The organism is Acidithiobacillus sp., assembly GCF_023256195.1.
Classification (GTDB): Bacteria; Pseudomonadota; Gammaproteobacteria; order Acidithiobacillales; family Acidithiobacillaceae; genus Acidithiobacillus_A.
Map to the genome: position 1 here is coordinate 105,089 of NZ_JAGDWX010000013.1, position 25,953 is coordinate 131,041.

25 protein-coding genes are annotated in these 25,953 nt (G+C 63.4%); 23 read left to right on the forward strand and 2 right to left on the reverse strand.

From position 1 onward, the window contains the following. Window positions 1-2: 2 nt before the first annotated feature. Complete coding sequence (gene dprA, locus Q0C23_RS02920; protein ID WP_291510882.1) at window positions 3-1,097, reverse strand: DNA-processing protein DprA; 1,095 nt, start codon at window positions 1,095-1,097, stop codon at window positions 3-5. Continuing rightward, complete coding sequence (locus Q0C23_RS02925; protein WP_291510883.1) at window positions 1,094-2,140, reverse strand: LysM peptidoglycan-binding domain-containing protein; 1,047 nt, start codon at window positions 2,138-2,140, stop codon at window positions 1,094-1,096. Before Q0C23_RS02925 ends, dprA begins: the two co-directional genes overlap by 4 nt. An 84-nt stretch (window positions 2,141-2,224) precedes the next feature. Between Q0C23_RS02925 and def the strand changes: the two genes are divergently transcribed. From def to Q0C23_RS03040, 23 genes are all read left to right on the forward strand, one after another. Beyond that, window positions 2,225-2,731, forward strand: coding sequence for a peptide deformylase (gene def / locus Q0C23_RS02930; RefSeq protein ID WP_291510884.1), 507 nt, complete (start codon window positions 2,225-2,227; stop codon window positions 2,729-2,731). After that, window positions 2,721-3,656, forward strand: coding sequence for a methionyl-tRNA formyltransferase (fmt, locus tag Q0C23_RS02935; protein ID WP_291510885.1), 936 nt, complete (start codon window positions 2,721-2,723; stop codon window positions 3,654-3,656). Before def ends, fmt begins: the two co-directional genes overlap by 11 nt. 5 nt (window positions 3,657-3,661) lie before the next feature. Beyond that, complete coding sequence (rsmB, locus tag Q0C23_RS02940; RefSeq protein ID WP_291510886.1) at window positions 3,662-4,987, forward strand: 16S rRNA (cytosine(967)-C(5))-methyltransferase RsmB; 1,326 nt, start codon at window positions 3,662-3,664, stop codon at window positions 4,985-4,987. Next, window positions 4,984-7,239 (forward strand): ATP-binding protein, encoded by a 2,256-nt coding sequence (locus tag Q0C23_RS02945; protein WP_291510887.1) that lies wholly within the window; start codon window positions 4,984-4,986, stop codon window positions 7,237-7,239. Before rsmB ends, Q0C23_RS02945 begins: the two co-directional genes overlap by 4 nt. After that, window positions 7,221-8,627 carry a sigma-54 dependent transcriptional regulator gene (locus Q0C23_RS02950; protein WP_291510888.1) on the forward strand — a complete coding sequence of 469 codons (1,407 nt, stop codon included), beginning with the start codon at window positions 7,221-7,223 and terminating at the stop codon, window positions 8,625-8,627. Before Q0C23_RS02945 ends, Q0C23_RS02950 begins: the two co-directional genes overlap by 19 nt. Before the next feature lie 74 nt (window positions 8,628-8,701). Then, the gene (locus tag Q0C23_RS02955; RefSeq protein WP_291510889.1) at window positions 8,702-9,232 is read left to right on the forward strand and encodes a molybdenum cofactor synthesis domain-containing protein; all 531 of its coding nucleotides are present in this window, start codon (window positions 8,702-8,704) and stop codon (window positions 9,230-9,232) included. Beyond that, window positions 9,222-9,797, forward strand: coding sequence for a bifunctional 2-polyprenyl-6-hydroxyphenol methylase/3-demethylubiquinol 3-O-methyltransferase UbiG (locus Q0C23_RS02960; protein WP_291510890.1), 576 nt, complete (start codon window positions 9,222-9,224; stop codon window positions 9,795-9,797). Before Q0C23_RS02955 ends, Q0C23_RS02960 begins: the two co-directional genes overlap by 11 nt. Window positions 9,798-9,857: 60 nt before the next feature. Beyond that, window positions 9,858-11,732 carry a tRNA uridine-5-carboxymethylaminomethyl(34) synthesis enzyme MnmG gene (gene mnmG, locus Q0C23_RS02965; RefSeq protein ID WP_291510891.1) on the forward strand — a complete coding sequence of 625 codons (1,875 nt, stop codon included), beginning with the start codon at window positions 9,858-9,860 and terminating at the stop codon, window positions 11,730-11,732. A gap of 11 nt (window positions 11,733-11,743) precedes the next feature. Then, window positions 11,744-12,415: a 16S rRNA (guanine(527)-N(7))-methyltransferase RsmG gene (gene rsmG / locus Q0C23_RS02970; protein WP_291510892.1), complete on the forward strand. Its 672-nt coding sequence runs from the start codon at window positions 11,744-11,746 to the stop codon at window positions 12,413-12,415. A gap of 64 nt (window positions 12,416-12,479) precedes the next feature. Beyond that, window positions 12,480-13,238, forward strand: a complete 759-nt coding sequence (locus tag Q0C23_RS02975; RefSeq protein WP_367273174.1) for a ParA family protein — start codon at window positions 12,480-12,482, stop codon at window positions 13,236-13,238. Beyond that, complete coding sequence (locus tag Q0C23_RS02980) at window positions 13,235-14,077, forward strand: ParB/RepB/Spo0J family partition protein (RefSeq protein WP_291510894.1); 843 nt, start codon at window positions 13,235-13,237, stop codon at window positions 14,075-14,077. Before Q0C23_RS02975 ends, Q0C23_RS02980 begins: the two co-directional genes overlap by 4 nt. Before the next feature lie 64 nt (window positions 14,078-14,141). Then, window positions 14,142-14,537 carry an ATP synthase subunit I gene (locus Q0C23_RS02985; protein WP_291510895.1) on the forward strand — a complete coding sequence of 132 codons (396 nt, stop codon included), beginning with the start codon at window positions 14,142-14,144 and terminating at the stop codon, window positions 14,535-14,537. A gap of 3 nt (window positions 14,538-14,540) precedes the next feature. Then, window positions 14,541-15,290 (forward strand): F0F1 ATP synthase subunit A, encoded by a 750-nt coding sequence (gene atpB, locus Q0C23_RS02990; protein ID WP_291510896.1) that lies wholly within the window; start codon window positions 14,541-14,543, stop codon window positions 15,288-15,290. Between the two features lie 55 nt (window positions 15,291-15,345). Beyond that, a complete protein-coding gene (gene atpE / locus Q0C23_RS02995; protein WP_004869709.1) occupies window positions 15,346-15,600 on the forward strand; it encodes a F0F1 ATP synthase subunit C in 255 nt (84 codons plus the stop codon). Between the two features lie 42 nt (window positions 15,601-15,642). Then, the gene (gene atpF, locus Q0C23_RS03000) at window positions 15,643-16,122 is read left to right on the forward strand and encodes a F0F1 ATP synthase subunit B (RefSeq protein WP_291510897.1); all 480 of its coding nucleotides are present in this window, start codon (window positions 15,643-15,645) and stop codon (window positions 16,120-16,122) included. 11 nt (window positions 16,123-16,133) lie between these two features. Then, complete coding sequence (locus tag Q0C23_RS03005; protein ID WP_291510898.1) at window positions 16,134-16,673, forward strand: F0F1 ATP synthase subunit delta; 540 nt, start codon at window positions 16,134-16,136, stop codon at window positions 16,671-16,673. Window positions 16,674-16,689: 16 nt separating this feature from the next. Further along, complete coding sequence (gene atpA / locus Q0C23_RS03010) at window positions 16,690-18,234, forward strand: F0F1 ATP synthase subunit alpha (RefSeq protein WP_291510899.1); 1,545 nt, start codon at window positions 16,690-16,692, stop codon at window positions 18,232-18,234. Window positions 18,235-18,243: 9 nt separating this feature from the next. Further along, window positions 18,244-19,110, forward strand: coding sequence for a F0F1 ATP synthase subunit gamma (gene atpG / locus Q0C23_RS03015; protein ID WP_291510900.1), 867 nt, complete (start codon window positions 18,244-18,246; stop codon window positions 19,108-19,110). A 30-nt stretch (window positions 19,111-19,140) separates the two neighbouring features. After that, window positions 19,141-20,550, forward strand: a complete 1,410-nt coding sequence (atpD, locus tag Q0C23_RS03020; protein WP_291510901.1) for a F0F1 ATP synthase subunit beta — start codon at window positions 19,141-19,143, stop codon at window positions 20,548-20,550. 12 nt (window positions 20,551-20,562) lie between these two features. Beyond that, entirely contained in the window at window positions 20,563-20,982 is a 420-nt protein-coding gene (locus Q0C23_RS03025; RefSeq protein ID WP_291510902.1) for a F0F1 ATP synthase subunit epsilon, read from the forward strand. A gap of 176 nt (window positions 20,983-21,158) precedes the next feature. Beyond that, entirely contained in the window at window positions 21,159-22,535 is a 1,377-nt protein-coding gene (glmU, locus tag Q0C23_RS03030; protein WP_291510903.1) for a bifunctional UDP-N-acetylglucosamine diphosphorylase/glucosamine-1-phosphate N-acetyltransferase GlmU, read from the forward strand. A gap of 19 nt (window positions 22,536-22,554) precedes the next feature. Beyond that, window positions 22,555-24,390 (forward strand): glutamine--fructose-6-phosphate transaminase (isomerizing), encoded by a 1,836-nt coding sequence (gene glmS, locus Q0C23_RS03035; RefSeq protein ID WP_291510904.1) that lies wholly within the window; start codon window positions 22,555-22,557, stop codon window positions 24,388-24,390. A 584-nt stretch (window positions 24,391-24,974) separates the two neighbouring features. Next, on the forward strand, window positions 24,975-25,547 hold the full coding sequence (locus Q0C23_RS03040) for an isoprenylcysteine carboxylmethyltransferase family protein (RefSeq protein WP_291510905.1): 573 nt from the start codon (window positions 24,975-24,977) through the stop codon (window positions 25,545-25,547). Window positions 25,548-25,953 lie beyond the last annotated feature (406 nt).

The following is a 25,953-nucleotide window of genomic DNA, read 5'->3' on the forward strand; positions in this document are numbered from 1 at the left end:
TCCTAGCTGGGGCCAGAGAGGCGGCAGAAACGCCCGCCGGGACAGGGAGCGATGAAACCTTGGATTTCCATGCTCAAGAGGATGGCCGAAAGCGCCGATAGCGTCAATCCGCAACGCTCCGAGATTTCCTCGAGGCTCAGGGTATCTTGGTGCAGCGCATCCCACACCGCCCGTTCCTGCGGGTCCGGGGGCGCCTGTGTCGCCGCGGCGTCGCGCTGGAGCTCCTGGCGCGCCTGAAAGAGAGGCCCCAACTCCTCGAGGATGTCCTGGCTCGTTTCTACCAGCTTCGCACCCTGCCGGATGAGGGAGTGTGGTCCGCGCGACAGGGGTGAATGGATGGAGCCCGGGATGGCGAAGACCTCGCGGCCCTGCTCCAGAGCCAGGCGAGCGGTGATGAGGGAGCCGCTCTGCAGGGCGGCCTCGACCACCAGCACGCCGAGACTCAGACCGCTGATGAGGCGATTGCGCCGGGGGAAGAGACCGCTGCGCGGCCCGGTTCCGGGTGCCTGCTCGCTGATGAGCAGGCCATTCTCCAGCAATCGATGGGCAAGCTCGAGGTGCTCGCGTGGGTAGATGACATCCGGGCCCGTCGCCAGGACCGCGATGGTTCCCGTGTCCAGGGCGCCTTCGTGGGCCGCACCGTCGATGCCCAGGGCCAAGCCGCTGACAATGATGAGGCCGGCCCGCCCGAGACTGGCGGCGAAGGCCTGGGCATTGGCGCGTCCGCTGGGGGTGGGACGACGACTGCCGACGATGGCCAGTGCCGCGCGCCCCAACAATTCGCGGCGCCCGCGCAGATGCAGGTAGGCCGGGGCGTCGGGAAGGACCCGCAGCAAGGCCGGATAGTCGCTGTCCTCGAGGCTGCAGATACTGTTGTCGGGATTCGCCAGCCAGCGGCGATCCTCGGCACTCAGCAGGTCCTCGGGTGCCTTCCGCAGTGCGCCGATCTGGGCCTCGCTGAGACCTAGTCCGGCCAGCTCCGCGGACCCGTGTCCGAAGCAGGCGGCGACGCTGCCGAAGCGCTGCCACAGGGCCTTCTGCCGGACGGGACCGAGGCCTGGGACACGCCCGAAGGCAAGCCAGAGCGCATGGCTCAAGGAGCGATACCGAGCACTTTGGGGGCCGTGGGCGGGGGATTGCGCAGGGCGTCGCCGACCTGGATGCCGCGCTTGGCGACGGTGACCACCGCGAAAGAGACCTCCGGGAACACCCGGAACAGCATGAGGGAGCCGATATCCCGCCCGGGCAAGGTTAGCCGCTCACCGGTCACTGCGTCACGGCTGGCATTTTCAGGACCGTCGATCTGCAGGACGTTGCCGGGGACAAGACCCGCCGCACTGCCCCGATCCACGACCACCACCTGCCCCACCATCATCTCGGGAAAGTTGCTGAGGCTGCCGATGATGTGCCCCTGCACCGGATGGGTCGGACTGCTGGGGAAGAAGTGCGGAGAGGGTTCCGGCTCCTCGGGCACCAGGCGATCTCCCAGGCTAATCTCCTCTCGCGCGTTGGTGATCTCGATCTCGGCCAGGCTACCCGCGTGGAGCACCTTGGCGCTACCGAGATCCATCAGGGCGTGGCCCAGACTCTTGGTTTCACCGGGCCGAGTCAGGGTCGGGCCGGCGCGGACCACCCGCAGCATGGTACCGGGGGCAAGATCGCCCAATTGTTTCACATAGAGGCGATCACCGTTGCTGAAGATGGTATCGCTGTCATCGGCGGCGGCGATGTAGGGCAGTCGCTCGTAGTCGCTGCGGCTGGCGATGAGGCCCGGGCTACCCAGGAAAGGCATCATCACGCCGGTGTTATAGCTCGGGATGGGGCCTACTTGCATCTGGGGCTGCAGCTGGATCACCTGCAGATGCGGCTGGCCCGCTGCATCGTAGCTCAGGACGATGCGATCGCCGGGATAGATGAGATTCGGATTGCGGATGGCCGGATTGCGCCGCCACAGCAGCGGCCAGTCCCACGGATTTTTGAGAAAGTGCGCCGCAATGCCCCAGAGCGTGTCACCGGGCCGAACCACGTAGACCTCGGACTGGGCAGCCGAGGCCACGGCGGGTGTGGCCGACGCGGCCAAGGGTTCCATGGCGGCCAAGGCCAGACCAAGGCTGAGAACGACACGGGGGGCGTTGCGCATGATGTTTTCCTCCAGACTTTCGCAGCAACTAGTATTAGTTCAAGATAAGGGATTTGGCGAGTTAGCGCAGCGCAGAGGACGATCATGGCGCTTTTGAAGATTGTCGAGTATCCCGATGTCCGCCTCAAGCAAGAGGCCAGCCCCATCACCCGTATCGATCGCGATATCGAAGCCTTGGCCAATGACATGGCGGAGACCATGTACGATGCTCCCGGTATCGGTCTCGCCGCCATTCAGGTGGCAGCGCCGCGGCGGCTCATCGTGGTCGATGTGTCGGAAGCGCGCAATGAGCTCCTGACCCTGGTCAATCCCGAGATCGTCGAAAGCTCCGGTGAGGAGGAGATGCAGGAAGGCTGTCTGTCCGTACCGGGCGTCCTGGAGACGGTACGCCGTGCCGAGCGGGTCAAGGTGCGGGCCCAGGATCTGCGCGGTAAGACCCTGGAATTGGAAGCCGATGGCCTGCTGGCTGTCTGTCTGCAGCACGAGATCGATCACCTCAATGGAACCCTCTTCGTCGATCGGCTCTCCCGACTCAAGCAGAATCTCATCCGCCGAAAGGCGGAGAAACGGCTGCGTCACCATGGTGGATAGCCGTCGCATCGTCTTCGCGGGAACGCCGGAGTTTGCGCGTGTCGTGCTGCAGACTCTGATGGCCGGGCCAGAACGGGTGGTGGGCGTGTTCACTCAGCCCGATAGGCCCGCCGGCCGGGGTCGGCGCCTGCAGGCAAGCCCCGTCAAGATGCTGGCCGAGGAGCATGGCCTGAGCGTGTTCCAACCGGAAAGCTGTCGCGAACCGCAGGTGATCCAGACTCTGCGGACCCTGGCCCCCGATCTGCTCATCGTCGTCGCCTACGGCCAGATCCTGCCGGAAGCCTTGCTCCACACCCCGCGCCTGGGATCCATCAACGTGCACGCCAGCCTCCTGCCCGCCTGGCGCGGCGCTGCCCCCATCGCCCGGGCCATCGCCGCCGGTGACCGTGAGACCGGCATATCCATCATGCAGATGGAGGCGGGTCTCGATTCCGGCCCGGTGCTATGGACCCGATCTCTCGCCATCGAGGCCGGCGATACCGCAGCCAGTCTGCACGATCGGCTGGCGGAGCTGGGCGCGCTGGCCCTGCGCGAGGCCTTGGACCGACTCTGGCTCGGGGCCCTGACGCCGGAGCCTCAGGATCCTGCCCGGGTCAGTTACGCCCGCAAGCTGCGTAAAGAGGAAGGACGGCTGGATTGGCAGCAGGATGCAAATTTGCTGGAACGCCTGGTGCGCGCCTTCAATCCCTTTCCCGTTGCCCACAGCAGCTGGCGTGGACAGCCCCTGCGTATCTGGTCCGCCCGCATCGGTGCGGCACGCGGTACCCCCGGTGAGGTCCTTGCCCTGCACCCCGAAGGACCTGAGGTGGCCTGTGGCGCGGGCAGCCTGATCCTTACGCGCGTCCAGCCCAGCGGCAAAGCGGCGCTGGGGGGCGGGGATTTCCTGCGCGGTTATCGGCTGCAGGTGGGAGAGCGGCTCGGTTGAGGCCGGTGCGCCTGGATCGGGGTCTGGCCATAGCGGGCCTGCAGCGACTGTGGGTCGGTACCCGTCTCGACGATCTGCTGGCGGAACTGGCGCCGGAGCAGGCGCAGCGGGGCACCTTGCAGTGGCTGTGGAGCGGCTGTCTCCGCCAGCACGGCAGCCTGCGCCGGCTCACAGCTCTGCTGCTGCGCAAGGCTTTGCGGCCCGAAGACGGGGATCTGGAAGCCCTGCTGCACCTTGCCCTGGAGGAACTGCGCGCGGGACAGCGGCCGGACTTCGCCGTAGTCAACGACTGGGTGGAGGCCTGCGCGATCCTGCACAAGGAGTGGGCGCGCGGACTGGTGAACGCCGTACTGCGCCGCTACCTTCGGGAGCGCGAGAGCTTGGAGGCGCAGGTCCAGGGGGCGCGATGGAATCACCCCGACTGGCTGGTGCGGCGGTTGCAGCAGGTCTACCCCGAGCGGTGGTCCGATATCCTCGTTGCCAATCTCGAGGAAGCGCCTCTCTGGCTGCGGGTGAATCCCCAGGCCGTCGCGCCGGAGGTGTACGCGGAGCGACTGTCCGAGGCCGGTCTGCCCGCGCGGAGTTTTGCCGAGCTGCCGCAGGCTTTGCGTCTGGACGCCGCCGTCCCCGTGCGGGCGCTGCCGGGCTGGGACGAGGGTTGGGTGAGCATTCAGGATGGTGCGGCGCAGTGCGCGGCGCAGATCCTGGCGCCACGGCCGGGCGAGCGGGTACTGGACGCCTGTGCCGCGCCGGGGGGCAAAACGACCCACCTGCTCAGTCTCGGGGTGACCGAACTGATGGCTCTGGACCGATCATCGCGTCGTCTGGATCGCTTGCGACAGGAGTTGCAGCGTCTGCGCCTGCGCCTGCCCCTGCTGCAGGTCGCCGACGCTGCCGAGCTCGACACCTGGTGGGATGGTACGCCCTTCGACGCCATCCTCCTGGACGCACCCTGCACGGCCACCGGGGTTATCCGTCGTCACCCCGATATTCTCCTGCGTCGCCGTGAAACGGACCTGGAAGCTGTCTGCGGCGAACAGCAGCGCCTCCTGGATACACTCTGGCCGGTGCTCAAGCCCGGTGGTCGTCTGCTCTATTGCACCTGTTCGGTGTTGCCGGAAGAAAACCAGGAACAGGTGGCTGGTTTCCTGGATCGTCACAGCGATGCCCGTGTGTTGGAGCACCCGCTGTGCGGGCAGCGGCTCCCGGGTGAGGACGGTATGGATGGCTTCTTCTATGCCCTGCTGGGCAAGATTGTGGCGCCGGCTTGTGTTTCACGTGAAACGGACGAGACGACGCGGCCGGACGTGACGGTTGAGGACTTCGCATGAGCAGTCCGCAGCGGCCAGAGTCTTCGCGCCGTTCCTGGCTGCGAGCCCTGCGTCGTGGGGGCGCAGATGCGAGCGAGGGCAGCGGTCCACGTCTCGGGGCGATACTGCTGATCGTCGCCATACTCATTTTTCTGGGCGTCAATTTTGTTACCGGTGCCGGCGGTCCCCTCAGCGCCTATTTCGTCCCCATGCTGGTGGCATCGGCCATCATTCTGCTGGGACTGCTGGGGCTGGTGATCCTGTCCGTGGCTGCGCTGGTCTGGCGCCTGCGCCGCGGCGAGGTGGGCAGCCAGCTGGCGACCCGCCTCGTGGTCATCATTACCGTCCTGAGCCTGCTCCCGGCCACCGTCGTGTTCGCCTTCTCCTGGCAATATCTGGACCGCGGTGTGGACTCCTGGTTCAGTTCGGCGGTGCAGAGCGCGCTGGATCAGGCCCTGGACGTCGCCAAGGCCGGGCTCGATCGCTACCGCAGCAACACCCTCCTCGCTGCCGAGAGCATTGCCCAGGCCCTGGTGGGAGAGTCCGACAGCAATGCCGTGCTCACCGTGATCCAGTTGCGGGATCAATTTCGCCTGAGCAGTGTGACACTCTTCTCCAGCAACAATCGCATCATCGCCACCAGCAGCGACAGCCTCGACCTGGCCCCGCGCTTGCCGCGGCGGCAGATGCTGGGCATGAATACGGGGCATCCGGACGCCAAGATCATCACCGAGCCGGACGGGCGCATGGTGGTGCGTGTGGTGGTGCCGGTGATGAGCCCCAACCTCGGCCAGGGCAATCGCCTGCTCTATGTGGAGCAGGCGATTCCGGAGCAGCTGAGCAAAGCGGCAGCGGCGGTACAGGTGGCCTACACCCGCTACCACCAGCTCCTGCTCATGCGCGAGCCGATGAAGACCGCCTTTCAGCTGAGCCTCGGCGTGGCGCTCCTTCTGGCGGTGCTGTCCGCCGTGTGGATGGGCCTGCACCTCGCCCGCCGCCTGACCGCCCCCATCGCCCGCCTCGCCGCCGGGACCCAGGCGGTGGCTCGGGGCGAGTTCATCCCGGTACAGACGGTGGCCAGCCAGGATGAGCTGGGGGTGCTCATTCACTCCTTCAACAACATGACCCGGCAGCTGGCGCGTGCCAAGACCCAGGCGGCGGCCGCTCAGGAGCAGGCGGAACAGCGCCGCCTGTATCTGGAGACGGTGCTGGCGCAGATCTCCAGCGGCATCCTGACCTTTGATGGCGAGGAGCGCCTGACCGAGTGCAACGCCGCTGCCAGACAGATCCTGCAGCAGGATCTCCAGACCGGCCGTACCCTGGCGGAGTCCGGCGACGGCGCGGTGCTCGAACCCTTCTGGCAGCTGGTGCAGGACTGGGTACGCCAACCCCGCGCCGAGATGCACAAGGAGTTGCAGATCGAGCGCAAGGACGGCAATCAAACCCTCATCCTACACGGCGCCCGTTTCGTCGAGGAAGGCGGTCGCAGCGGTTTCGTCCTGGTCTTCGACGACATCAGCACCCTGGTGGCCGCCCAGCGCAGCGCCGCCTGGAGCGAAGTGGCCCGCCGTCTGGCCCACGAGATCAAGAATCCGCTCACGCCCATTCAGCTGTCGGCCGAGCGCCTGCGCCGCAAATATCTGGAGCGCCTGGGACCGGAGGCCGACACCCTGGATCGGGCCACTCGCACCATCATCCATCAGGTGGATTCCCTGCGGGTGCTCGTGGACGCCTTTTCCGACTACGCCCGGGCGCCGCAGCTGGAATTGCGGCCGGTGGACCTCAACACCTTGATACTGGACGTTCTGGAACTCTATCGCGGCCAGGACTCCGGGGTAGAACTGCAGACCGCACTGGCTGCGGATCTGCCGCCCTTGCGTGCCGACGCCAATCGTCTGCGACAGATCCTCAACAACCTGCTGCGCAATGCCCTGGACGCGCTCGCGGCGGTCGGTGACGAGCGCCCACACAAGGTCATTCGCATTGCCAGCCGGGTGGGCGTCGAGGCGGGCCAAGCCGTGTTAGAATGGGAAGTGAGCGACAACGGCCCGGGCTTTCCGGCGGAGTTGCTGGCACGGGTCTTCGAACCCTACGTCACCAGTAAGGTCAAAGGCTCGGGCTTGGGTCTCGCCATCGTCCGTCGCATTGTCGAGGAGCATGGTGGGCAGATTCATGCGGACAATCAGGGTCTGGACGGCGGAGCACGCATCGTGATGCGTTTTCCCTTGCAGGAGTCGGAGACGGAGGAGGGAGGATGGAAGAGTCGGGCCTGAAGATTCTCGTGGTGGACGACGAACCGGATATCTGCGCCACCCTGGCCGAGATTCTCGAGGACGAGGGTTATGCCGTGCAGACCGCCGCCAGTGCCGAGGCGGCGTCGGCCCTGTGCCGCGATCAGATTTTCGACCTGCTCTTGTTGGATATCTGGATGCCCGGCGAGGACGGGCTCAGCCTGCTGCGGCGCCTGGCCGAGCAGGGCCTGGAGCAGCCGGTGGTGATGATGTCCGGACACGGTACCATCGAAACGGCGGTACAGGCCACCAAGCTTGGCGCTTACGACTTCATCGAAAAGCCCCTGTCCCTGGACAAGACCCTGCTGACGGTGGCGCACGCCCTGGAGGCCAGCCGTCTGCAGCGCGAGAATCGTCTCCTGCAGAATCAGGTCGGGGTGGTCCATCGACCCTCCGGCGATAGTTTGGCCATCCGCCAGTTTCGGGAACAGTTGGAGCGCGTCGCCGCCGTGGACTCCTGGGCCTTGCTGCTGGGCGAGCCCGGCAGCGGCAAGGAAGTCGCGGCACGCTATCTGCACCAGCACAGCCGCCGTGCGCGCGGGCCCTTCGTGGATCTGCGCGCTGCCGCCATCGCCCGTCCCAATGTCGCCATCGAGCTCTTCGGCAGCGAACAGGATGGGCGCCTGGTGCGGGGACGCTTGGAGATGGCCCACGGAGGCACCCTTTATATCGATGAGATCGGCGACATGGATCTCGAGACCCAGGCGCGCCTGAGTTCGGCATTGCAGGAGCGGCGCATCATGCGGGTCGGTGGTGACAGTCCCGTGCCCGTCGATGTGCGCGTGATCGCCGGCAGCGTGCAGGATCTGGGGCAGGCCGTGCAGGCCGGGCGTTTTCGCCAAGAGCTCTTCTATCGTCTCAACGCCCTGCCACTGCGCGTACCGCCGCTGTCGGCGCGGGTGGACGACATTCCGGTGCTGGTGGAGGAGTTCATGGCCTTCTACGGTCGCCGCGATGGCCTGGCGCCGCGGCAATTCCGACCCGATGCCCTGGAGGTGCTGCGCCACTACCCTTGGCCTGGCAATGTTCGAGAACTGCAGAACCTGGTGGAACGCCTGCTGATCCTGTCCGAGGGCCCGGAGGTCAGCGCCGATGAGATTGAAGGCGCGCTGGGGCTCGACAACCGTTCGGTCTTCGCCCAGCCCATGGGACTTGATCAGGAAGACTTTGGCGGCACCTTGAAGCGCGCTCGGGAGCGCTTTGAGCGCGCCTTTCTGGAATACCACCTGGCGCGCAATGACTGGAACATCGCCCGCACTGCCGAGACCGTGGGGCTGGAGCGCACCCACCTGTATCGTAAGCTGAAGAGCCTCGGTATCGCCCTGCGCAGTGAGCGCCGTGGGGATGGCGACGACGAGACGGGTCACTGACCCAGGCCCTGCAGCGTCGGCTTCGAAACGCCCTCGGGGGCCAGACCGTACCAGCTAGCCGTGGAGGAATTGCCATGCCCATCGATCCCAATCGTCCCTTTCACCCTCTCAGCATTGCCATCCTGACGGCCTCCGATACCCGCACCCCGGCCACAGACAGCTCCGGCGATCTGGCCGAGAGCCTGTGCCGTGACGCCGGGCACCGCGTAGCGGCGCGGGTCATCGTCCGCGACGATCTGATGGCCTTGCGCGGGCAGTTCCAGAGCTTCATCGACGATCCCGATGTCGACGTCGTCATCGCCACGGGCGGCACCGGAGTCACTGGTCGGGATGTCTGCCCCGAGGCTATGGCGCCGTTGGTGAGCAAGGCCATCCCCGGCTTCGGTGAACTCTTTCGCCAGCTCTCTTACGCGGAGATCGGGTCGAGCACCATCCAGTCACGGGCCGAGGCGGCCGTGTGCTCCGGCACCCTGATCTTTCTTCTGCCGGGATCGCGCGGTGGCGTGCGTCTGGGCCTGCAGGAGATCGTCCTGCCGCAGCTGGACAGCCGCAATCGCCCCTGCAGTCTTGCAGAACTCTTGCCGCGCATCCGCAATGAGCACTGAGGGGAGCGGGCACGGCGACCCCCGCCATGCGGATCGTCAAGCCCGCTGGCAGGCGCGCTACACCGAGCTCTCCGGCAGCGCGCTGCCGCCGGTGCACGATCTGCTGCAGGCCTGGGTACGGGCACCGCAGCAGGGCACGGCTCTGGATCTTGCCTGCGGTCGGGGTCAAGATGCGTTGTATTTGGCGCGGTGCGGTTACGTGACAGAGGCCTGGGACACTGCCGAGGCGGCCATTGCAGCCCTGCGCCCCCTCGCCGACGGTGTTGCGCTCCATGCCGAGGTCCGCGACGTGCTGAGGGCACCGCCGAAGGAGCAATCCTATGACTGCATACACGTGGCCAACTTCATGGCCCGTCCCATTTTTTCCAGGCTCGTGGCCGCGCTGCGCTCCGGCGGCCTGCTCGTTTATGCGACCTGGTGCGGCAGCTACCGCGGTCGCGGCCCGCGCGATCCGGATTTCCGCGCCGGGCCCGGGGAGCTGGCGACGGCCTTTGCCGCGTTGACCTGTCTGTACTATCAAGAGGACGAGGAGCGCGTAGCCGGCGTCTGGCGTCGTCCCCAGTGAGGGCTCGCGCGCCAAGGCGGATATCTTGCCGTGGCCGACACGGACGGGGATAATCGCCGCATGGCACAAGCATATGATCTCATTGTAGTTGGTGGCGGTCATGCCGGCGTCGAGGCAGCCGCTGCGGGTGCTCGCCTTGGGGCAAGCACCCTGCTGCTCACCCAGAATCTCGACACCATCGGCCAGATGTCCTGCAATCCCGCTATCGGTGGCATTGGCAAAGGACATCTGGTCAAGGAAATCGATGCCCTGGACGGACTCATGGGGCGCGCCATCGATGCCGCCGGGATCCAGTTTCGTACCCTGAACCGGCGCAAGGGCCCAGCGGTGCAGGCGACCCGGGCCCAAGCGGACCGCGTGCGATACCGACAGGCGATTCGCGAGTTGCTGGAGGCCCTGCCGGCGCTGCATTTGTTTCAGGGTACGGTGGCCGATCTTCTGCTGCGGGCCGGGCGCGTGGCTGGGGTACAGTTGGAGAACGGTATCGAGATCGGTGCCCGTGCCGTGGTGCTGACGACGGGCACTTTTCTGGGCGGCCAGATTCACATTGGGGACCGCCGGACGTCGGCGGGTCGGGCGGGAGATCCGCCGGCCAATGCCCTTGCCGAACGTCTGCGGGCCATGGGGTTTCCTGTGGGACGGCTCAAGACCGGAACGCCGCCGCGTATCGACGGACGCAGTATCGACTACAGCTGCCTCGAGCCTCAGCCCGGGGACACGCCGCCGCGCCCTTTTTCTTTCCTCAACAGCCAGGTGCCGCTACCCCAGCGACCCTGTTTCATCACCCACACCAACAGCCGCACCCACGAGATCATCGCCGCCAATCTGCAGCGTTCGGCACTCTTCGGCGGCTTCATCCAGGCCGTGGGGCCGCGGTACTGCCCATCCATCGAGGACAAGATCGTTCGTTTTGCGGACAAGGCCTCGCACCAGATCTTCCTCGAGCCCGAGGGACTGGACACGCAGGAAGTCTACCCCAACGGCATCTCCACGAGTCTGCCCTTCGCGATCCAGGAGCAGCTGGTACGCAGCATCCGTGGCCTGGAGCGGGCGATCCTGCTGCGTCCTGGTTACGCCATAGAATACGATTATCTGGATCCGCGGGATCTCGATCACAGCCTGCAGAGCCGTCGTCTGCCCGGTCTTTTCTGCGCCGGGCAGATCAATGGCACCACCGGCTACGAAGAGGCGGCGGCGCAGGGGCTCCTGGCCGGAATCAACGCGGTGCGCGGCCTGCGCGGCGAGGCACCCTGGTGCCCGGCGCGACACGAAGCCTATATCGGGGTCCTCGTGGACGATCTGGTCAGCCGCGGCGTGGACGAGCCCTATCGCATGTTCACCAGCCGGGCGGAATATCGCCTGCAGTTGCGCGAGGATAATGCCGATGGACGGCTTACCCCCATCGGTCGTGGGTTGGGCGTGGTGGGTGACGAGCGCTGGCAGCGCTTCGAGGTCAAGCAGGCGCAGCTTGGTCGGGAGCGCGAGCGCCTGGCGAGCCTGCGCCTTCGTGTGGACAGTGCCGCGGCGCGCGCGTTGGGAGTGGAAATGGGCGACGGCGAACCGCGCGATCTCACGGCTCTGGAACTGCTGCGCCGACCGGAGTGGGATTATGCGGCCGTGGCTCGCTTGGTGGGAGAGAATGCCGAACTTTCCGAGGCGGTGGCCGAGCACCTGGAGATTGAGACCAAGTACGCTGGTTACATACAGCGTCAGGCCGAGGAAATCGAGCGTGCCCAGCGTTGGGCGCAGGCCCACATCCCAGAAGACCTGGATTTCCGGCAGCTCGACAGCCTGTCGTTCGAGGTGCGTCAGCGGCTGGAGCGCCAGCGTCCGCGCACCGTGGGTGAGGCCAGCCGTATCCCGGGCGTGACTCCGGCGGCCATTTCTCTGCTCTTGATCCACGTGAAACGTCGTCAGCTGCAGGCCGGTGTCTGAGCCCGCTCCCCATGGTGGAATTCCCCAGAGAACTGCTGCGTCGCCAGTTGAGCGACGGGCTGAACGCCATGGGTCTGGGGGTTGCTGTGGACGCGGACGCGCTCGACACCCTGGTGCAATATCTCGCGGAGTTGCAGCGTTGGAATCGTAGCCACAATCTCACCGCCATACGCGACCCGCAGGAGATGGTGACGCACCACCTGCTGGACAGTCTCGCTCTGCTTCCCTACACGCCCGAAGGGCGGCTCCTGGATGTGGGTAGCGGCGCCGGTCTGCCCGGTGTACCTCTGGCCATCGTCCGTCCGGCACAGGATATCGTGCTCATCGAGCCCCATGCCAAGAAGGTTGCCTTTCTCCGTCACCTGCGCAGCCACCTGGGTCTGGCCCGAGTCGAGGTCCATGCAGGACGCGTCGAGAGCTACTGCCCCGCCGAGCCTATCGCTGCCATCCTCAGCCGGGCCACGGCCTCCCTCGCAGGTCTGGACGCCTTGACCCAGCACCTGCAGGGTAGCGGCACGCAGGTGCTGGCGGCCAAGGGCCCAGGCTGGATTGCGGAATTGCAGGAATGGCCCCGGGCGACGGAGCTTGCACCAGAGATCATCCCGTTGACGGTACCTGGGCTCCCGCCGCGGTTTCTGGTTCGCTGGCCCAAACCGCGGCTGTCCGCAGACTCCACGGGCTAGCCCGGAACGTCGGTAAAAGGGTATGCTCTGCCACATCTCCTCAGACCGAGAACACGCCCTCTCGATGCGCTGCATTGCCATTGCCAATCAGAAAGGTGGGGTCGGCAAGACCACGACGGCCGTCAATCTGGCGGCGGCGCTGGCCGCGGCGGGCAAGCGTGCTCTGCTCATCGATCTGGATCCCCAGGCCAACGCCACCACCGGCATGGGTCTGTCCAAGGCCCTGAATCCCAATGTCTACCACGTCCTTCTGGAAGAGGCGGAGCTGCTGTCGGCCGTGCGGCGGGCCGCGCAGGTGGATCTGCTCCCTGCCAGTCCCGATCTGGCCGGTGCCGAGGTAGAGCTGGTGCAGCGTCCACAGCGCGAGTCGGTCCTGCGTCGCGCCCTGGAAAAGGCCCCGGACCAGTGGGATTACTGCCTGATAGACTGCCCGCCCGCTCTCAATCTACTGACCATCAATGCCCTGGTCGCGGCAGAGCGCGTGCTCATTCCCATGCAGTGCGAGTACTACGCCCTGGAAGGTCTTGCTCAACTGTTGGGCACCATCCGTCGGGTACGCAGTCGGTTGAATCCCGGGCTCGAGCTGCACGGGGTCCTGCGCACCATGTTCGATGCCCGCAACCGCTTGGCCGGTGAGGTCGGCTCGGAGCTGGAGCGGCATTTCCCTGAAAAACTTTTCCGCACGGTGGTGCCCCGCAACGTCCGCCTCGCCGAGGCCCCCAGCTACGGCAAAGCGGTCCTCGACTACGATCCCCACTGCGCCGGGGCCGAGGCCTACCGCGTCCTGGCCGCGGAGTTTCTGCAGCGGGAGTGGCGGCAGTGAAGCGACCCGGGGCCTTGGGGCGGGGGCTCGACGCCCTTTTTTCTGCCCAGTCGAGCAGCGACAGCCTGCGCAGCATTCCTCTGGATCTGCTGCAGCCCGGACGCTTCCAGCCGCGCCGACATTTCCCAGAAGAAGCCCTGGAGGAGCTTGCCAGCTCCATCCGCAGCGAAGGGGTGCTACAGCCCATTCTGGTCCGAGCTCTGGCCGAAGGACGCTTCGAGATCCTGGCTGGCGAGCGCCGCTGGCGGGCGGCCCAAAGGGCCGGCCTGCGCGAGATACCGGCGCTGGTGCGAGAATGCGGCGATCAGCAAGCCCTCGCTATCGGGCTGATCGAAAACATCCAGCGGCAGGATCTGAATCCTTTGGAAGAGGCTCAGGCTCTGCAACGGCTGGTGGACGAGTTCCACCTCACCCACGACGCCCTCGCCCAATCTCTGGGCCGCTCGCGGGCCGCTATCAGCAATCAGTTGCGACTGCTGCGTCTGGACCCAAGCCTCGCGACCCACCTGCAGAGTGGCGCCCTGTCCGCCGGACACGCGCGTGCCCTGGCGGCGCTGGAGCCCACGCAGCAACGGGAGCTGGCGATGCGCGCGGTACGCGAAGGCTTGAGTGTGCGGCAGATGGAGAAGCTCGCCGGACAGAGCCGGAAAAAACGTCGGGCACCATCCGCTGACGCCAATGTCCAGGCCCTCACCGAGCTCATTGCCGCGCAGCTGGGCCTGCCGGTGCAGGTACGGCAGCGTGGGCAGGGTGGGGAGCTACGCATCCGCTGGCGGGACGCTGCCGAGGAGGCGGAACTCTGGCAACGCCTGCAGCTCGACCTGAGCGCCCTCGATTAGCGTCCACACCCTTGACGAGCCCGATGCGCGCCTTTAGACTCCCAGCGAATTCAGGACCGAGCCGTTGAAAGAGCAAGAAAAACAAACGGCCATGGTGCGGTTCTCGTCCTTTGTGGCGCGCGTGGTGACGTGGGAGGTGACCTTGGCTCTGGTGGTCGCCGGCTTCGTCCAGTGGCGTTGGGGACGCGAAGCCGCTCTCGCGGTCCTCTACGCCGCATCGTTGAGCGTCATCAATATGCTCATACTGGGTAGTCGCCTCGTAGCGCTCCCTGTGTCCGGTCGAGGTGCGCGACGCCTCGGCGGCGCAGTGTTGCAGCGCTGGACGATCACCATCGTGGGTCTGCTGGTGGCCATCGCTTGGCTCCATCTCCCCGTGATCGGATTGGTGGCTGGCCTGCTGCTCACACACTTTGTATTCTTGGGTTTCATGCTGCGGCAACGCAGCAGTCAAAGGAGTTGAAACGTGGCTCAAGGCGATATCGCCCAGCATCTTACCAACTGGCACGTTGGCCATGGCTTCTGGACCTTCGACCTCGACACCATCCTCATGGGCTGGGTGCTTGCCGCGGTCCTGGTAATCACCAGCATGGTGGTGGGTCGCAGACTGGTCAGTGGCGCGCCCACGGGCATGCAATCCTGGCTCGAGGGGGTCGTGGAGTTCATCGACAACCTGGTAACCGACAGCTTCCCGGTACGGGATCCGATGATCGCACCGGTGGCTCTCACCGTTTTTCTGTGGATCCTGCTCATGAACAGCATGGACGTGATCCCCGCCTACCTGCCCGCCATTGTGGCGCACTGGTTCGGCATCCCCGAATTTCGCATCACGCCGACGGTCAATCTCAACACGACCCTCGGTGTCGCCATTGCAGTATTCCTGCTGAGTCTGTTCACCAGCCTGCGGGTAAAGGGTTTTGCCTACTTCAAGACCTATCTCACCCATCCCTTTGGGCCGTGGCTTTTCCCGTTGAACATCGTCATGACCCTCATCGAAGAGATCACCAAGCCTCTCAGCCTCGGCCTGCGACTTTTCGGCAACATGTTCGCAGGAGAGCTCGTCTTCCTGTTGCTCGTGATGCTGCCCTGGTGGGGGGAGGGCATTCTCGGCGTGGTGTGGTCGAGCTTCGAAAGCCTTATCATCATTTTGCAAGCCTTTATCTTCACGGTACTCACCGTAGTGTATCTGGGCATGGCCAACATGCAGGAACACTGAGCGCAGAGCCCAGAATTTCGGATTCTTATCACCTTTCGTCATCTCAGGAGTCATCATGGACGCGCATACCATCATCGTTGCAGCTACCGCCATTGCCGTGGGTATCATTTTCGGCGCCGCTGGTCTCGGTTCCGCCATCGGCTGGGGCTTGATCACCTCCAAGACCATCGAAGGCATCACCCGTCAGCCGGAGATGCGCCCGCAGCTCATGGTCAACACCTTCATCTTTGCGGGCCTGATGGAATCTTTCCCCTTCATCATTCTCGCCTTCGGCTTCTGGTTCCTCTTCGCCAATCCCTTCCTGGGCTGAGGTCGGTCCGGCGCGCGCCGGTTCTGCACATAAGAGGGAATCATGAATCCAGTAGCAATCAATGGCACCTTGATCATTCAGTTGATCACCTTTGCCATCTTGGTGGTGTTGCTCTACAAGTATCTGTACGGTCCACTACGCAAGATCATGGACGATCGGCGCGCCAAGATCAGCGATGGCCTGGCGGCGGCGGAGCGCGGTAAAGAAGAGCTGGCTCTGGCGCAGAAGCGCGCAGAGCAGATTCTTCGCGATGCCAAGGACAAGGCTGCCGAGATCATCGCCAACGCCGAGCGCCGGAGCGTGGAGATGCGCGAAGAAGCGCAGGTCAAGGCGCGGGAAGAGGCGGATCGCATCATTGCCGGGGCCCGGGCCGAGATCGAGGTGGAGACCAATCGTGCGCGCGAGGTGCTGCGGGGCCAGGTGGTGGAACTGGTGGTGGACGGCACGCGGCGCATTCTGCACCGGGAAATCGACAGCAATACCCATCGTGATATTCTGGACCGTGTGGTCGGGGAGCTCTGAGGCCTAGACCTATGGCGGATCTGATCACGATAGCGAGGCCCTATGCCGACGCACTCTTCTCCGTAGCCAAGGCCGAGCACCAAGAAAGCGCGTGGTCCAACGCCCTTTCTGTCCTCTCGGCCTGGATCGCGGATCCACAGGCACGCGCTTTCCTCGACGATCCCGAGCGGGCTGAGGAGGACAAGGTTCAGTTTCTGTCTTCCCTGCCCGTAGAGGTGAACGGCGAGGCTTGGCGGCGCTTCATCGCGGTGCTCCTCGAGAACGATCGCTGGGCCGCGGCTTCTGAGATCGCTGCGCATTTTCAGGCGGCGGTGCTCGCCGATCAGCGCCGGATGGAGGTGGTCGTCCGCTCTGCGGTACCGCTGGCCGATGATCAGAAATCGGCCGTGCGCGAGGCGCTGCGGCGCCGCTTCCCGGATCACGAGGTGCAGTTGCGGGAAGAGGTGGACGAGGACATCCTCGGCGGCCTCGTCTTGCAGGCGGGCGACCTTACCATCGACGCATCCGTTCGTGGTCAGCTGGAGCAGCTGACCCAGACCCTTCGCAATTAAGACTTGAGGAACTGGCATGCAACAACTGAATCCATCGGAAATCAGTGAACTGATCCGCGAGCGGATAGCGGGCTTTCAGGGACGGGTCGAAACCCGCTCCCAAGGCACTATCATCAGCCTGGGTGACGGTATTCTCCGCATCCACGGTCTGGAAGACGTGATGTATGGCGAGATGCTGGAGCTTCCCGGTGGCAAGTATGCGCTTGCCCTCAACCTGGAGCAGGACAACGTCGGCGCTGTCGTGCTGGGCGAGTTTACGGGTCTGGAGGAAGGAGACACCGTCAAGTGCACCGGTAAGGTGATGCAGGTTCCCATCGGCAAGGCCCTGCTGGGCCGTGTGGTGAACACGCTAGGGCAGCCGGTGGACGGCAAGGGTCCCGTGGACACCCAGGAGTTCGATGTCCTGGAGAAGATCGCACCGGGTGTGGTGGAGCGACAGAGCGTGGACGTGCCCATGCAGACAGGCATCAAGGCCATCGACGCCATGGTACCGGTGGGCCGCGGCCAGCGTGAGCTGATCATCGGCGACCGGCAGACGGGCAAGACCGCCGTCGCCGTCGACGCCATCATCAACCAGAAAGGCAAAGACGTTTTCTGTATTTATGTGGCCGTTGGCCAGAAGGCCTCCACCGTCGCTGCGGTAGTGCGCAAGCTGGAAGAGTACGGTGCCATGGAGTACACCATCGTGGTTGCCGCCAACGCTTCGGAGTCGGCAGCCATGCAGTACTTGGCACCCTATGCTGGCTGCACCATGGGCGAATATTTCCGCGATCGGGGTATGGACGCGCTCATTGTCTACGACGACCTGACCAAGCAGGCCTGGGCCTACCGTCAGATTTCCCTGCTGCTGCGGCGTCCGCCCGGTCGCGAAGCCTACCCCGGCGACGTCTTCTATCTGCATTCGCGTCTGCTGGAGCGCGCCTCCCGCGTCAATGCGGACTATGTGGAAAAGTTCACGAAGGGTGAGGTGAAGGGCAAGACGGGCTCGCTGACGGCCTTGCCCATCATCGAGACCCAGGCGGGTGACGTTTCCGCCTTTGTGCCTACCAACGTCATCTCCATCACCGACGGCCAGATCTATCTCGAGTCCGATCTCTTCAACTCCGGCATCCGTCCCGCCATCAACGCGGGCTTGTCGGTGTCGCGTGTGGGTGGTGCGGCCCAGACCAAGATCATCAAGAAGCTGGGCGGCAACATTCGTCTTGACCTCGCGCAGTATCGCGAGCTGGCCGCCTTTGCCCAGTTCGCCTCGGATCTGGACGATATTACGCGCAAGCAGATCGAGCGCGGCAAGCGGGTGACGGAGCTTCTCAAGCAGGACCAGTATGCACCCATGTCCGTAGCCGAGCAGGCGGTATCGCTCTTCACTGCCAGTAGCGGCGCGCTGGACGATGTCGATGTGAGCAAGGTGCGGTCCTTCGAGAAGGCATTGCTCTCTTACCTGCACTCCAATCACCAGGATCTTCTGGAGGCTCTCGAGGCGAAGAAAGAGCTGACGGATGAACTCAAGCAGCAGTTGGACGCGGCGGTCAAGCAGTTCAAATCCACGTCGACCTACTAGGAGTTCTACATGGCTAAGGCCAAGGAAATCAACGCGCAGATCAAGAGCGTTAAAAACACGCGAAAGATTACGCGGGCCATGGAGATGGTGGCAGCCAGCAAGATGCGGCGAGCCCAGGAGCGGATGCGCGCGGCTCGGCCGTACGCCGAGAAGATCCGCGAGGTCCTCGGGCATCTTGCCCAGGCGCACCCGGAGTACCGGCATCCCTTTCTGGAAGCGCGGGAAGTCAAGCGCGCGGGTTTTCTGGTGGTGACCACGGACCGCGGTCTTTGCGGTGCACTCAATGTCAACGTCCTGCGGAAGGTCGTGGACAAAATGCACGAGCTGCACCAGCAGGGTATCGACGCCGATCTGGGCGTTTACGGCAACAAGGGTATCGCATTCATGCGCCGGCACGGCGGTCATATGGTCGCAGAGCTGAATGGCCTCGGTGACCGGCCCAACCTTGCCGATATGATCGGCCCTATTCGCGCCATGGCCGATGCCTTCCGCCGCGGTGAGGTGGATGTCGTCTATCTGGTGTCGTCGCGCTTCATCAATACCATGGTGCAGCGACCTGCCCTGGAGCAGCTGCTGCCGGTGGCCAAGCCAGAGCCGACCGAAGCCCAGAAAAAGGAGCAGTGGGACTACATTTACGAACCGGAGGCCCGTCCCGTACTGGACCGGCTGCTGGAGCGCTATGTGGAGTCGGTGGTGTATCAGGCCGTCATCGAGCACCTGGCCTGCGAGCAGAGTGCTCGCATGGTGGCCATGAAGAATGCTTCGGACAACGCCAAACGGATGGTGTCGGACCTGCAGCTGGCCTATAACAAAGCGCGTCAGGCGGCCATCACCCAGGAAATTGCCGAGATCAGCGCCGGTGCGGCGGCGGTCTAGAGTCTTCCATTTACTATCGAGGGTTAGAACATGAGCGAAGCGCAAGCAGCAGAACAGGCGGTAGGTCACATCGTCCAGGTCATTGGGCCGGTGATCGACATCGCCTTTCCGCGAGGCGAGGTTCCGGAGATCATGGAAGCGGTGATTGTCGAGGATCGCCAGCTCACGATCGAGATTCAGAACCAGTTGGGCGATGGCGTGGCTCGTGGCATCGCCATGGGCGCGAGCGAAGGTCTGAAGCGCGGTCTCAAGGTGCGCCGTACCGGGGCACCTATCAGTGTGCCGGTCGGACACGGCACGCTGGGACGAATCATGAACGTGCTGGGCGATCCGGTGGATGGCAAGGGCGAGGTTCAGTGCGATCAGCGGACGCCCATCCACCGCGCCGCGCCCGCCTTCGATGAACTGGCGGCAAGTACGGAAATCCTGGAGACGGGCGTCAAAGTCATCGATCTGGTATGTCCCTTTGCCAAGGGTGGCAAGGTGGGTCTCTTCGGTGGTGCCGGCGTGGGCAAGACGGTGTTAATGATGGAGCTCATCCGCAACATCGCGATCGAGCACACCGGCTACTCGGTGTTCGCCGGTATCGGTGAGCGCACCCGCGAAGGCAACGACTTCTACCACGAGATGACCGAATCCAAGGTGCTGGACAAGGTTGCGCTCTGCTACGGGCAGATGAATGAACCCCCAGGCAACCGTCTGCGGGTCGGACTCACGGGGCTGACCATGGCGGAGCATTTCCGCGATGAGGGTCGCGACATCCTGATGTTCATCGATAACATCTTCCGCTACACCCTCGCCGGCACGGAGGTTTCGGCCTTGCTCGGACGCATGCCCTCGGCCGTGGGCTACCAGCCGACCCTGGCGGAAGAGATGGGCAAGCTGCAGGAGCGGATCACCTCCACCAAAGTGGGCTCCATCACCTCGGTGCAGGCGGTGTACGTGCCGGCGGACGATATCACCGACCCCTCCCCGGCCACGACCTTTGCCCACCTGGACGCCACGGTGGTGTTGTCGCGTCAGATCGCGGAGCTCGGCATCTACCCGGCCTTGGATCCCTTGGATTCCTTCAGCCGCCAGCTCGACCCGCAGATCGTGGGTCAGGAGCACTACGATGTGGCGCGAGCCTGCCAGAAGACGCTGCAGCGGTATAAGGAATTGCAGGATATCATTGCCATTCTGGGCATGGATGAGCTCTCGGCCGACGACAAGGTATTGGTGGCGCGGGCGCGCAAGATTCAGCGCTTCCTGTCTCAGCCCTTCTTCGTTGCCGAGGTCTTTACGGGCGCGCCGGGAACCTACGTCTCTCTGAAGGAAACCATCCGCGGCTTCAAGGCCATCGTCAACGGCGAATACGATCATCTGCCCGAGCAGGCCTTCTACATGGTGGGAACCATCGACGAAGCCATTGCCAAGGCGCAGAAGCTGCAGCAGGGATAAGGCGGTATGGCCATGACCATCGATGTCCAGGTTGTAAGTGCCGAGGGCAGTATCTACGAGGGCGCCGCCGACATGGTGGTGGCCCCCGGCGAAATGGGGGAGTTGGGTATCCTCCCTCTACACGCGCCCTTGCTCACGGGGCTTCGCCCTGGGGAGCTGCGTATCAAGCACGGCGCTGAGACGGAGTATCTCTTCGTCAATGGTGGCATTCTCGAGATTCAGCCGCATCTGGTGACGGTGCTGGCGGACTCTGCCGAGCGCGCCACCGATATCGACGAGGCCAAGGCCAGGGCTGCCAAGGAGGCGGCAGAGGCGCGTCTGAGTCAGCAGCTCGATGGCATGGACTACGCCGCAGCGCAGGCGGAACTCCTGGAGCAGATCGCTCGTCTCAAGACCGTCCAGAAGCTGCGGGAACAAGGTCTCTTGCGCTGAGTCCGGGGCGCCGCGCGTTCAGGCGTGGAATGGTCCGGAACAGTCGCGGATAGCCGAGTACTCAAAAACCCCAGGTCCGGGCCCCGCGCCCACTTGGGGTTTTTTACGGGAGTCTTCCAGCCAAGGGCACGACCGCGTATGGGCGCGAAAAGCGCATACAGAGGAGATGTCGCTCCGTGATCACGGATGTCGTCGTTCTTGCTGCCGGCAAAGGCACGCGGATGTATTCACAAAGGCCCAAGGTCCTGCAGGATCTGGCCGGCCGCCCTTTGCTGCAGCACGTGCTGGAGAGTGCCGGTGCACTCTCCCATGTCCGGCATATCCACGTGGTGCTCGGCCATTGCGCCGACGCCGTGCGGGCGCATTTTGAGGGATGGAACCTGCATTGGTGGCTACAAGATGGGCAGCGCGGTACCGGCGACGCCGTCGCCGCTGCCGCCGAGGGTTTCGCGGATGCGCAGCGGATCCTGGTGCTCTACGGTGACGTACCGCTGCTGCAGGCCAAGACCTTGCAGGAGTTCCTGGATACCATCGCCGAGCGGGAACTGGGTATCCTGACCGGTGTGTTGCAGGCCCCCCAGGGTTATGGCCGGATTCTGCGCGATGGGACCGATACCATCCTCGGTATTCGCGAGGAGCGGGACTGCCGCGACGAAGACGAGCGCCGCATCACGGAGGTGAATCTGGGCGTCATGATCCTGCCCGTAGCGGAGCTTAGGTCCTGGCTGCCGCGTCTGCAGCCGCACAACGCCCAAGGGGAAATCTATCTCACCGATGTCGTGACACTGGCCGTGTCCGAGCGTGTCCCGGTGCGAGCCTTTTGCTTGGCCGATCCTACCGAGGCCAGCGGGGTCAACGATGCGCTTCAGCTCGAGGCCGTCGAACGCCTCTATCAGAAAAGACGATTGGAGGCGTTGATGCGCTCGGGTCTACGGGTGCGTGATCGCAGTCGCGTCGACATACGGGGAGACTTCCGGTGCGGTGAGGATTGTTCCCTCGATGTCAATGTGGTCTGCGAGGGCAGCGTACACCTTGGCAGGGGTGTGCGCGTCGGCGCCGGCGTCTACCTCAAGGATGTATCCGTCGCCGACGATGTGGAGATCCTGCCCTACTCCGTCATTGAGGGCGCGCAATTGGGTCAGGGGGCACGGGTGGGACCCTTTGCCCGGATCCGTCCCCGCAGTGTCATCGGTGCGGCGGCCCACATCGGCAATTTTGTGGAGGTCAAGGCCGTGGAGTTGGGCGCCGGCAGCAAGGCCAATCACCTCAGTTATCTTGGCGATGCCCGTATCGGCGCTGGCGTGAACGTCGGCGCTGGCGTGATCACCTGCAACTACGACGGTGCCAACAAGCACCACACGGAAATCGGCGACGGCGTGTTCATCGGTTCCGACAGCCAGCTCATCGCGCCGCTACAGGTCGGGGCCGGTGCGACCATTGGCGCTGGTAGCACCATCACTCGGGACGTACCGGAGGGCGGCCTCACGCTCAGTCGCAGCCCCCAACGCTACGTCGCTCACTGGCGGCGACCCACCAAGAAAACCCGGGACTAGCAAGGAGTCGGACCACAGTATGTGCGGAATTGTCGGTGGCGTGGCGGATGGCGACGTTTTACCCCATATTCTGGAGGGATTACGCCGTCTGGAGTATCGCGGCTACGATTCCGCCGGGATTGCGCTGGTGTCTGCCAAGGGCGGGATCGTGCGGCGACGCAGCGTGGGCAGGGTGACGGAGCTCAGCGCCCTCATAGCCCAGGAGGCGCTGACGGGTAGCGTAGGTATCGGCCACACCCGCTGGGCGACCCACGGCGGCGTGGTCGAGCACAATGCCCATCCTCTGCTTTCGGGCGAGGACATCGCCGTGGTACATAACGGTATCATCGAAAATTTCGTCGAACTGAGACGTGAGCTTCAGGATCAAGGCTATGTCTTCAGTTCGGAAACGGACACCGAAGTCATCGCCCACCTCATCCATCGCGAACGATCTCGGCAAGCCGATCTGCGGTCCGCGTGTCGGGAGGCCATAAGACACCTGCGCGGCGCCTTTGCCGTGGCCGTATTGAGTCGTCGGGATCCGGATCGTATCTGCGTCGCCCGAATGGGTTGCCCGCTTTTACTGGGACTCGCGGAGCATGGGCACTATTTCGCCTCCGATGTTGCGGCACTTCTGCCGGTTACGCGCCGTGTCGTCTATCTCGAAGACGGCGATCTGGCGGAAATCACCCGAGAGGATATTGCCATCGAGGATGCCGCCGGTAATCCCGTCCAGCGCACCGAGCACTGGAGCCAGCTGAGCCCTGCGGCCATCGATCTCGGACCCTATCGGCATTTCATGCAAAAAGAGATCCACGAGCAACCGCGGGCCATTGCCGATACCCTGGAGGGTGCCTTGCAGGGCCCCTTCTCGCTGCAGGATTTGTGGGGAGCCGATGCGCGCGAGCGCTTGGCCCAGGTGCGCAGCGTGCTCTTCCTGGCCTCCGGCACCAGCCACTACGCCAGCCTCGTTGGGCGCCAATGGATCGAAAGCATCGCCGGCATACCCGCCCATGCGGAGCTCGGGCACGAGTATCGCTATCGCGATTCGATTCCCGACCGACACCAGCTCATCGTCACCTTGTCCCAGTCTGGAGAGACCCTGGATACCTGGGAGGCGCTGCGCCGTGCCAAGGATCTGGGACACGACGACACCCTGTCCATCTGCAACGTGGCGGAAAGCGCCATCCCGCGGGCATCCGCCCTGCGCTTCATCACCCGGGCCGGGCCGGAGATTGGGGTCGCTTCCACCAAGGCCTTCACCACCCAGCTGGTAGCGCTATATCTGCTGGCCTTGTCGCTGGCCAGCCAGCACGGTCGTCTGGACGACGCGAGTCTCGCGCATCATCTGGAGCAGCTGCGGCAGTTGCCGAGCGGTGTGCAACAGGCCTTGAATCTGGAACCACAGATTCAGCTGTGGGCGCAGCGTTTTGCCGACAAGGAGCATGCGCTTTTTCTGGGCCGTGGGCTGCACTACCCCATCGCCCTAGAGGGGGCTCTGAAGCTCAAGGAGATTTCCTATATCCACGCCGAGGCCTACCCCGCTGGTGAGCTGAAGCACGGACCCCTGGCTCTGGTGGACCAGCACATGCCGGTGGTGGTGATTGCCCCCAACGATCGACTCCTGGAAAAACTGGCGGGCAATATGCAGGAAGTGCGGGCGCGGGGCGGAGAGCTCTACGTCTTTGCCGATCTGGATAGCCATTTCGAGGCGGCGGCAGGTATTCACGTCATCCGCCTGCCGCGCCACGCCGGCCTGCTGTCCCCGGTGTTGCACGCTATACCGGTACAATTGCTTGCCTATCATGCCGCACTGGTGAAAGGGACTGACGTCGATCGTCCGCGTAACCTTGCCAAGGCCGTCACGGTCGAGTGAGATAGGCGGCCAATTGGCGGCGACTGTTCGCAGGCAATAAAATTTGATTATGGGTAATATAGTTTGCGCATGGGCTACAAAGACTGATCATGACGACCCTGTCCTGTCGCTTGGTTCGACGTGTGGCCCTGGTCCCTAGGCATAACCCCCGTAGCACGAGGATTGCCGATTCGTGACAGCAGGTTCCCTTGGGGGGTACTATTGATCCACTAAACGGCTGCTTGAGACTGAAAACGGACGTTGGGGCAGGACTGGTGTTGGCCACGGTGGCCTTAAGTTTTCTCCCCGTGATTCCTAAGGTCTGATGATAGCACCCTGCTGGGATTGCCTGCCTGTAGGGGGTTCAGTACATTACGGTCAATGAGTCTCGGAGCCACCAGACACAATGAGGCATTTTGTCTGATCTAAAACCAAGATGAACATATGTGCGGAGTGTGATCAGAGGCTTACTGGTTGGAGTTATATTGTATAGCTAATAAGCTGTTAGCTGAGTTCCGTCTGGTCGGTTTCCTCCTGTAGATCACTTCTACGAAGGTATTGGCAACCATGATAACTGACGCTGGATTATTTTTGAGGAAACGGCCATGGTTAATTATGCGGTGCTGGCAATTATCTTTATGCTGCTTATGGAGTACTATATATGGTGGCGTTACCGCAGATATGACCAAGTCGATGTTCACAGTCGAGCATTGATTGACAGGTATTATTTCTGGTTTGTTGGTATGTCGTTATTTATAAGTTTTCTTTTGGGAACCGTTATATCTAATGCGCTTCATCTGCCCATATTTGCCACCACTCCTTGGATTGTTTTTGGTGCCACTCTATTCGTCCTGGGCTATGCCCTACGTTTTTACGCAATAGCCATTTTGCGAGATGCTTTCTCTGTAGTGCTGCGCGTGGCAAAGAACCAACAATTGGTAGAAAAAGGCCCTTATCGTTACGTTCGTCATCCATCCTATACGGGTGGTATTATCGCGTTTCTTGGTCTGGGAGTGCTTTCCGGCAATCCTGCAGTGCTAGTTCTTCTTGCTCTAACTACTCTTTACCTGTACTTGATTCGGATCCGTCGGGAGGAATCGATCCTCATCGCTAATCTTTCAGGCTACCCAGAATATTGCAAACGTACACCGAACCGAATTATCCCTTGGATTCTTTAATGTCTGTATATTCCATGTTTTCAATGAGGCAGGCAACCTGGGCCGCCATGGAACCTTATGTCTTGGAGCCAGCCCGACAAGGTTGGTACCCTTCGGCTGATCCCCGGGGCGAGGCAAGCAAGATTGCGATTCCCTTAAGGACTCGATCCTGCGAAGCAGATCAATCGGTTGCCTCACCTTTGCCAGCATGTTCGGACGGTATCCTAGTCCTGCCTTTGGCAAGAGCCTGCACAGAGTGACCCAAAGTAATAACGCCTTTACTCAAGGATGCTGCAGCTCCAGGAAGAGTGAAACCGAAAGACTCTAGCGCCAAGTATAGCTGATATAAACCAAGGTTTCCTGAACACCGCGTTTCTGGACATCTCCGGGCCTGATCAAGGCCCGGAATCCGACTAGAAACCCATCT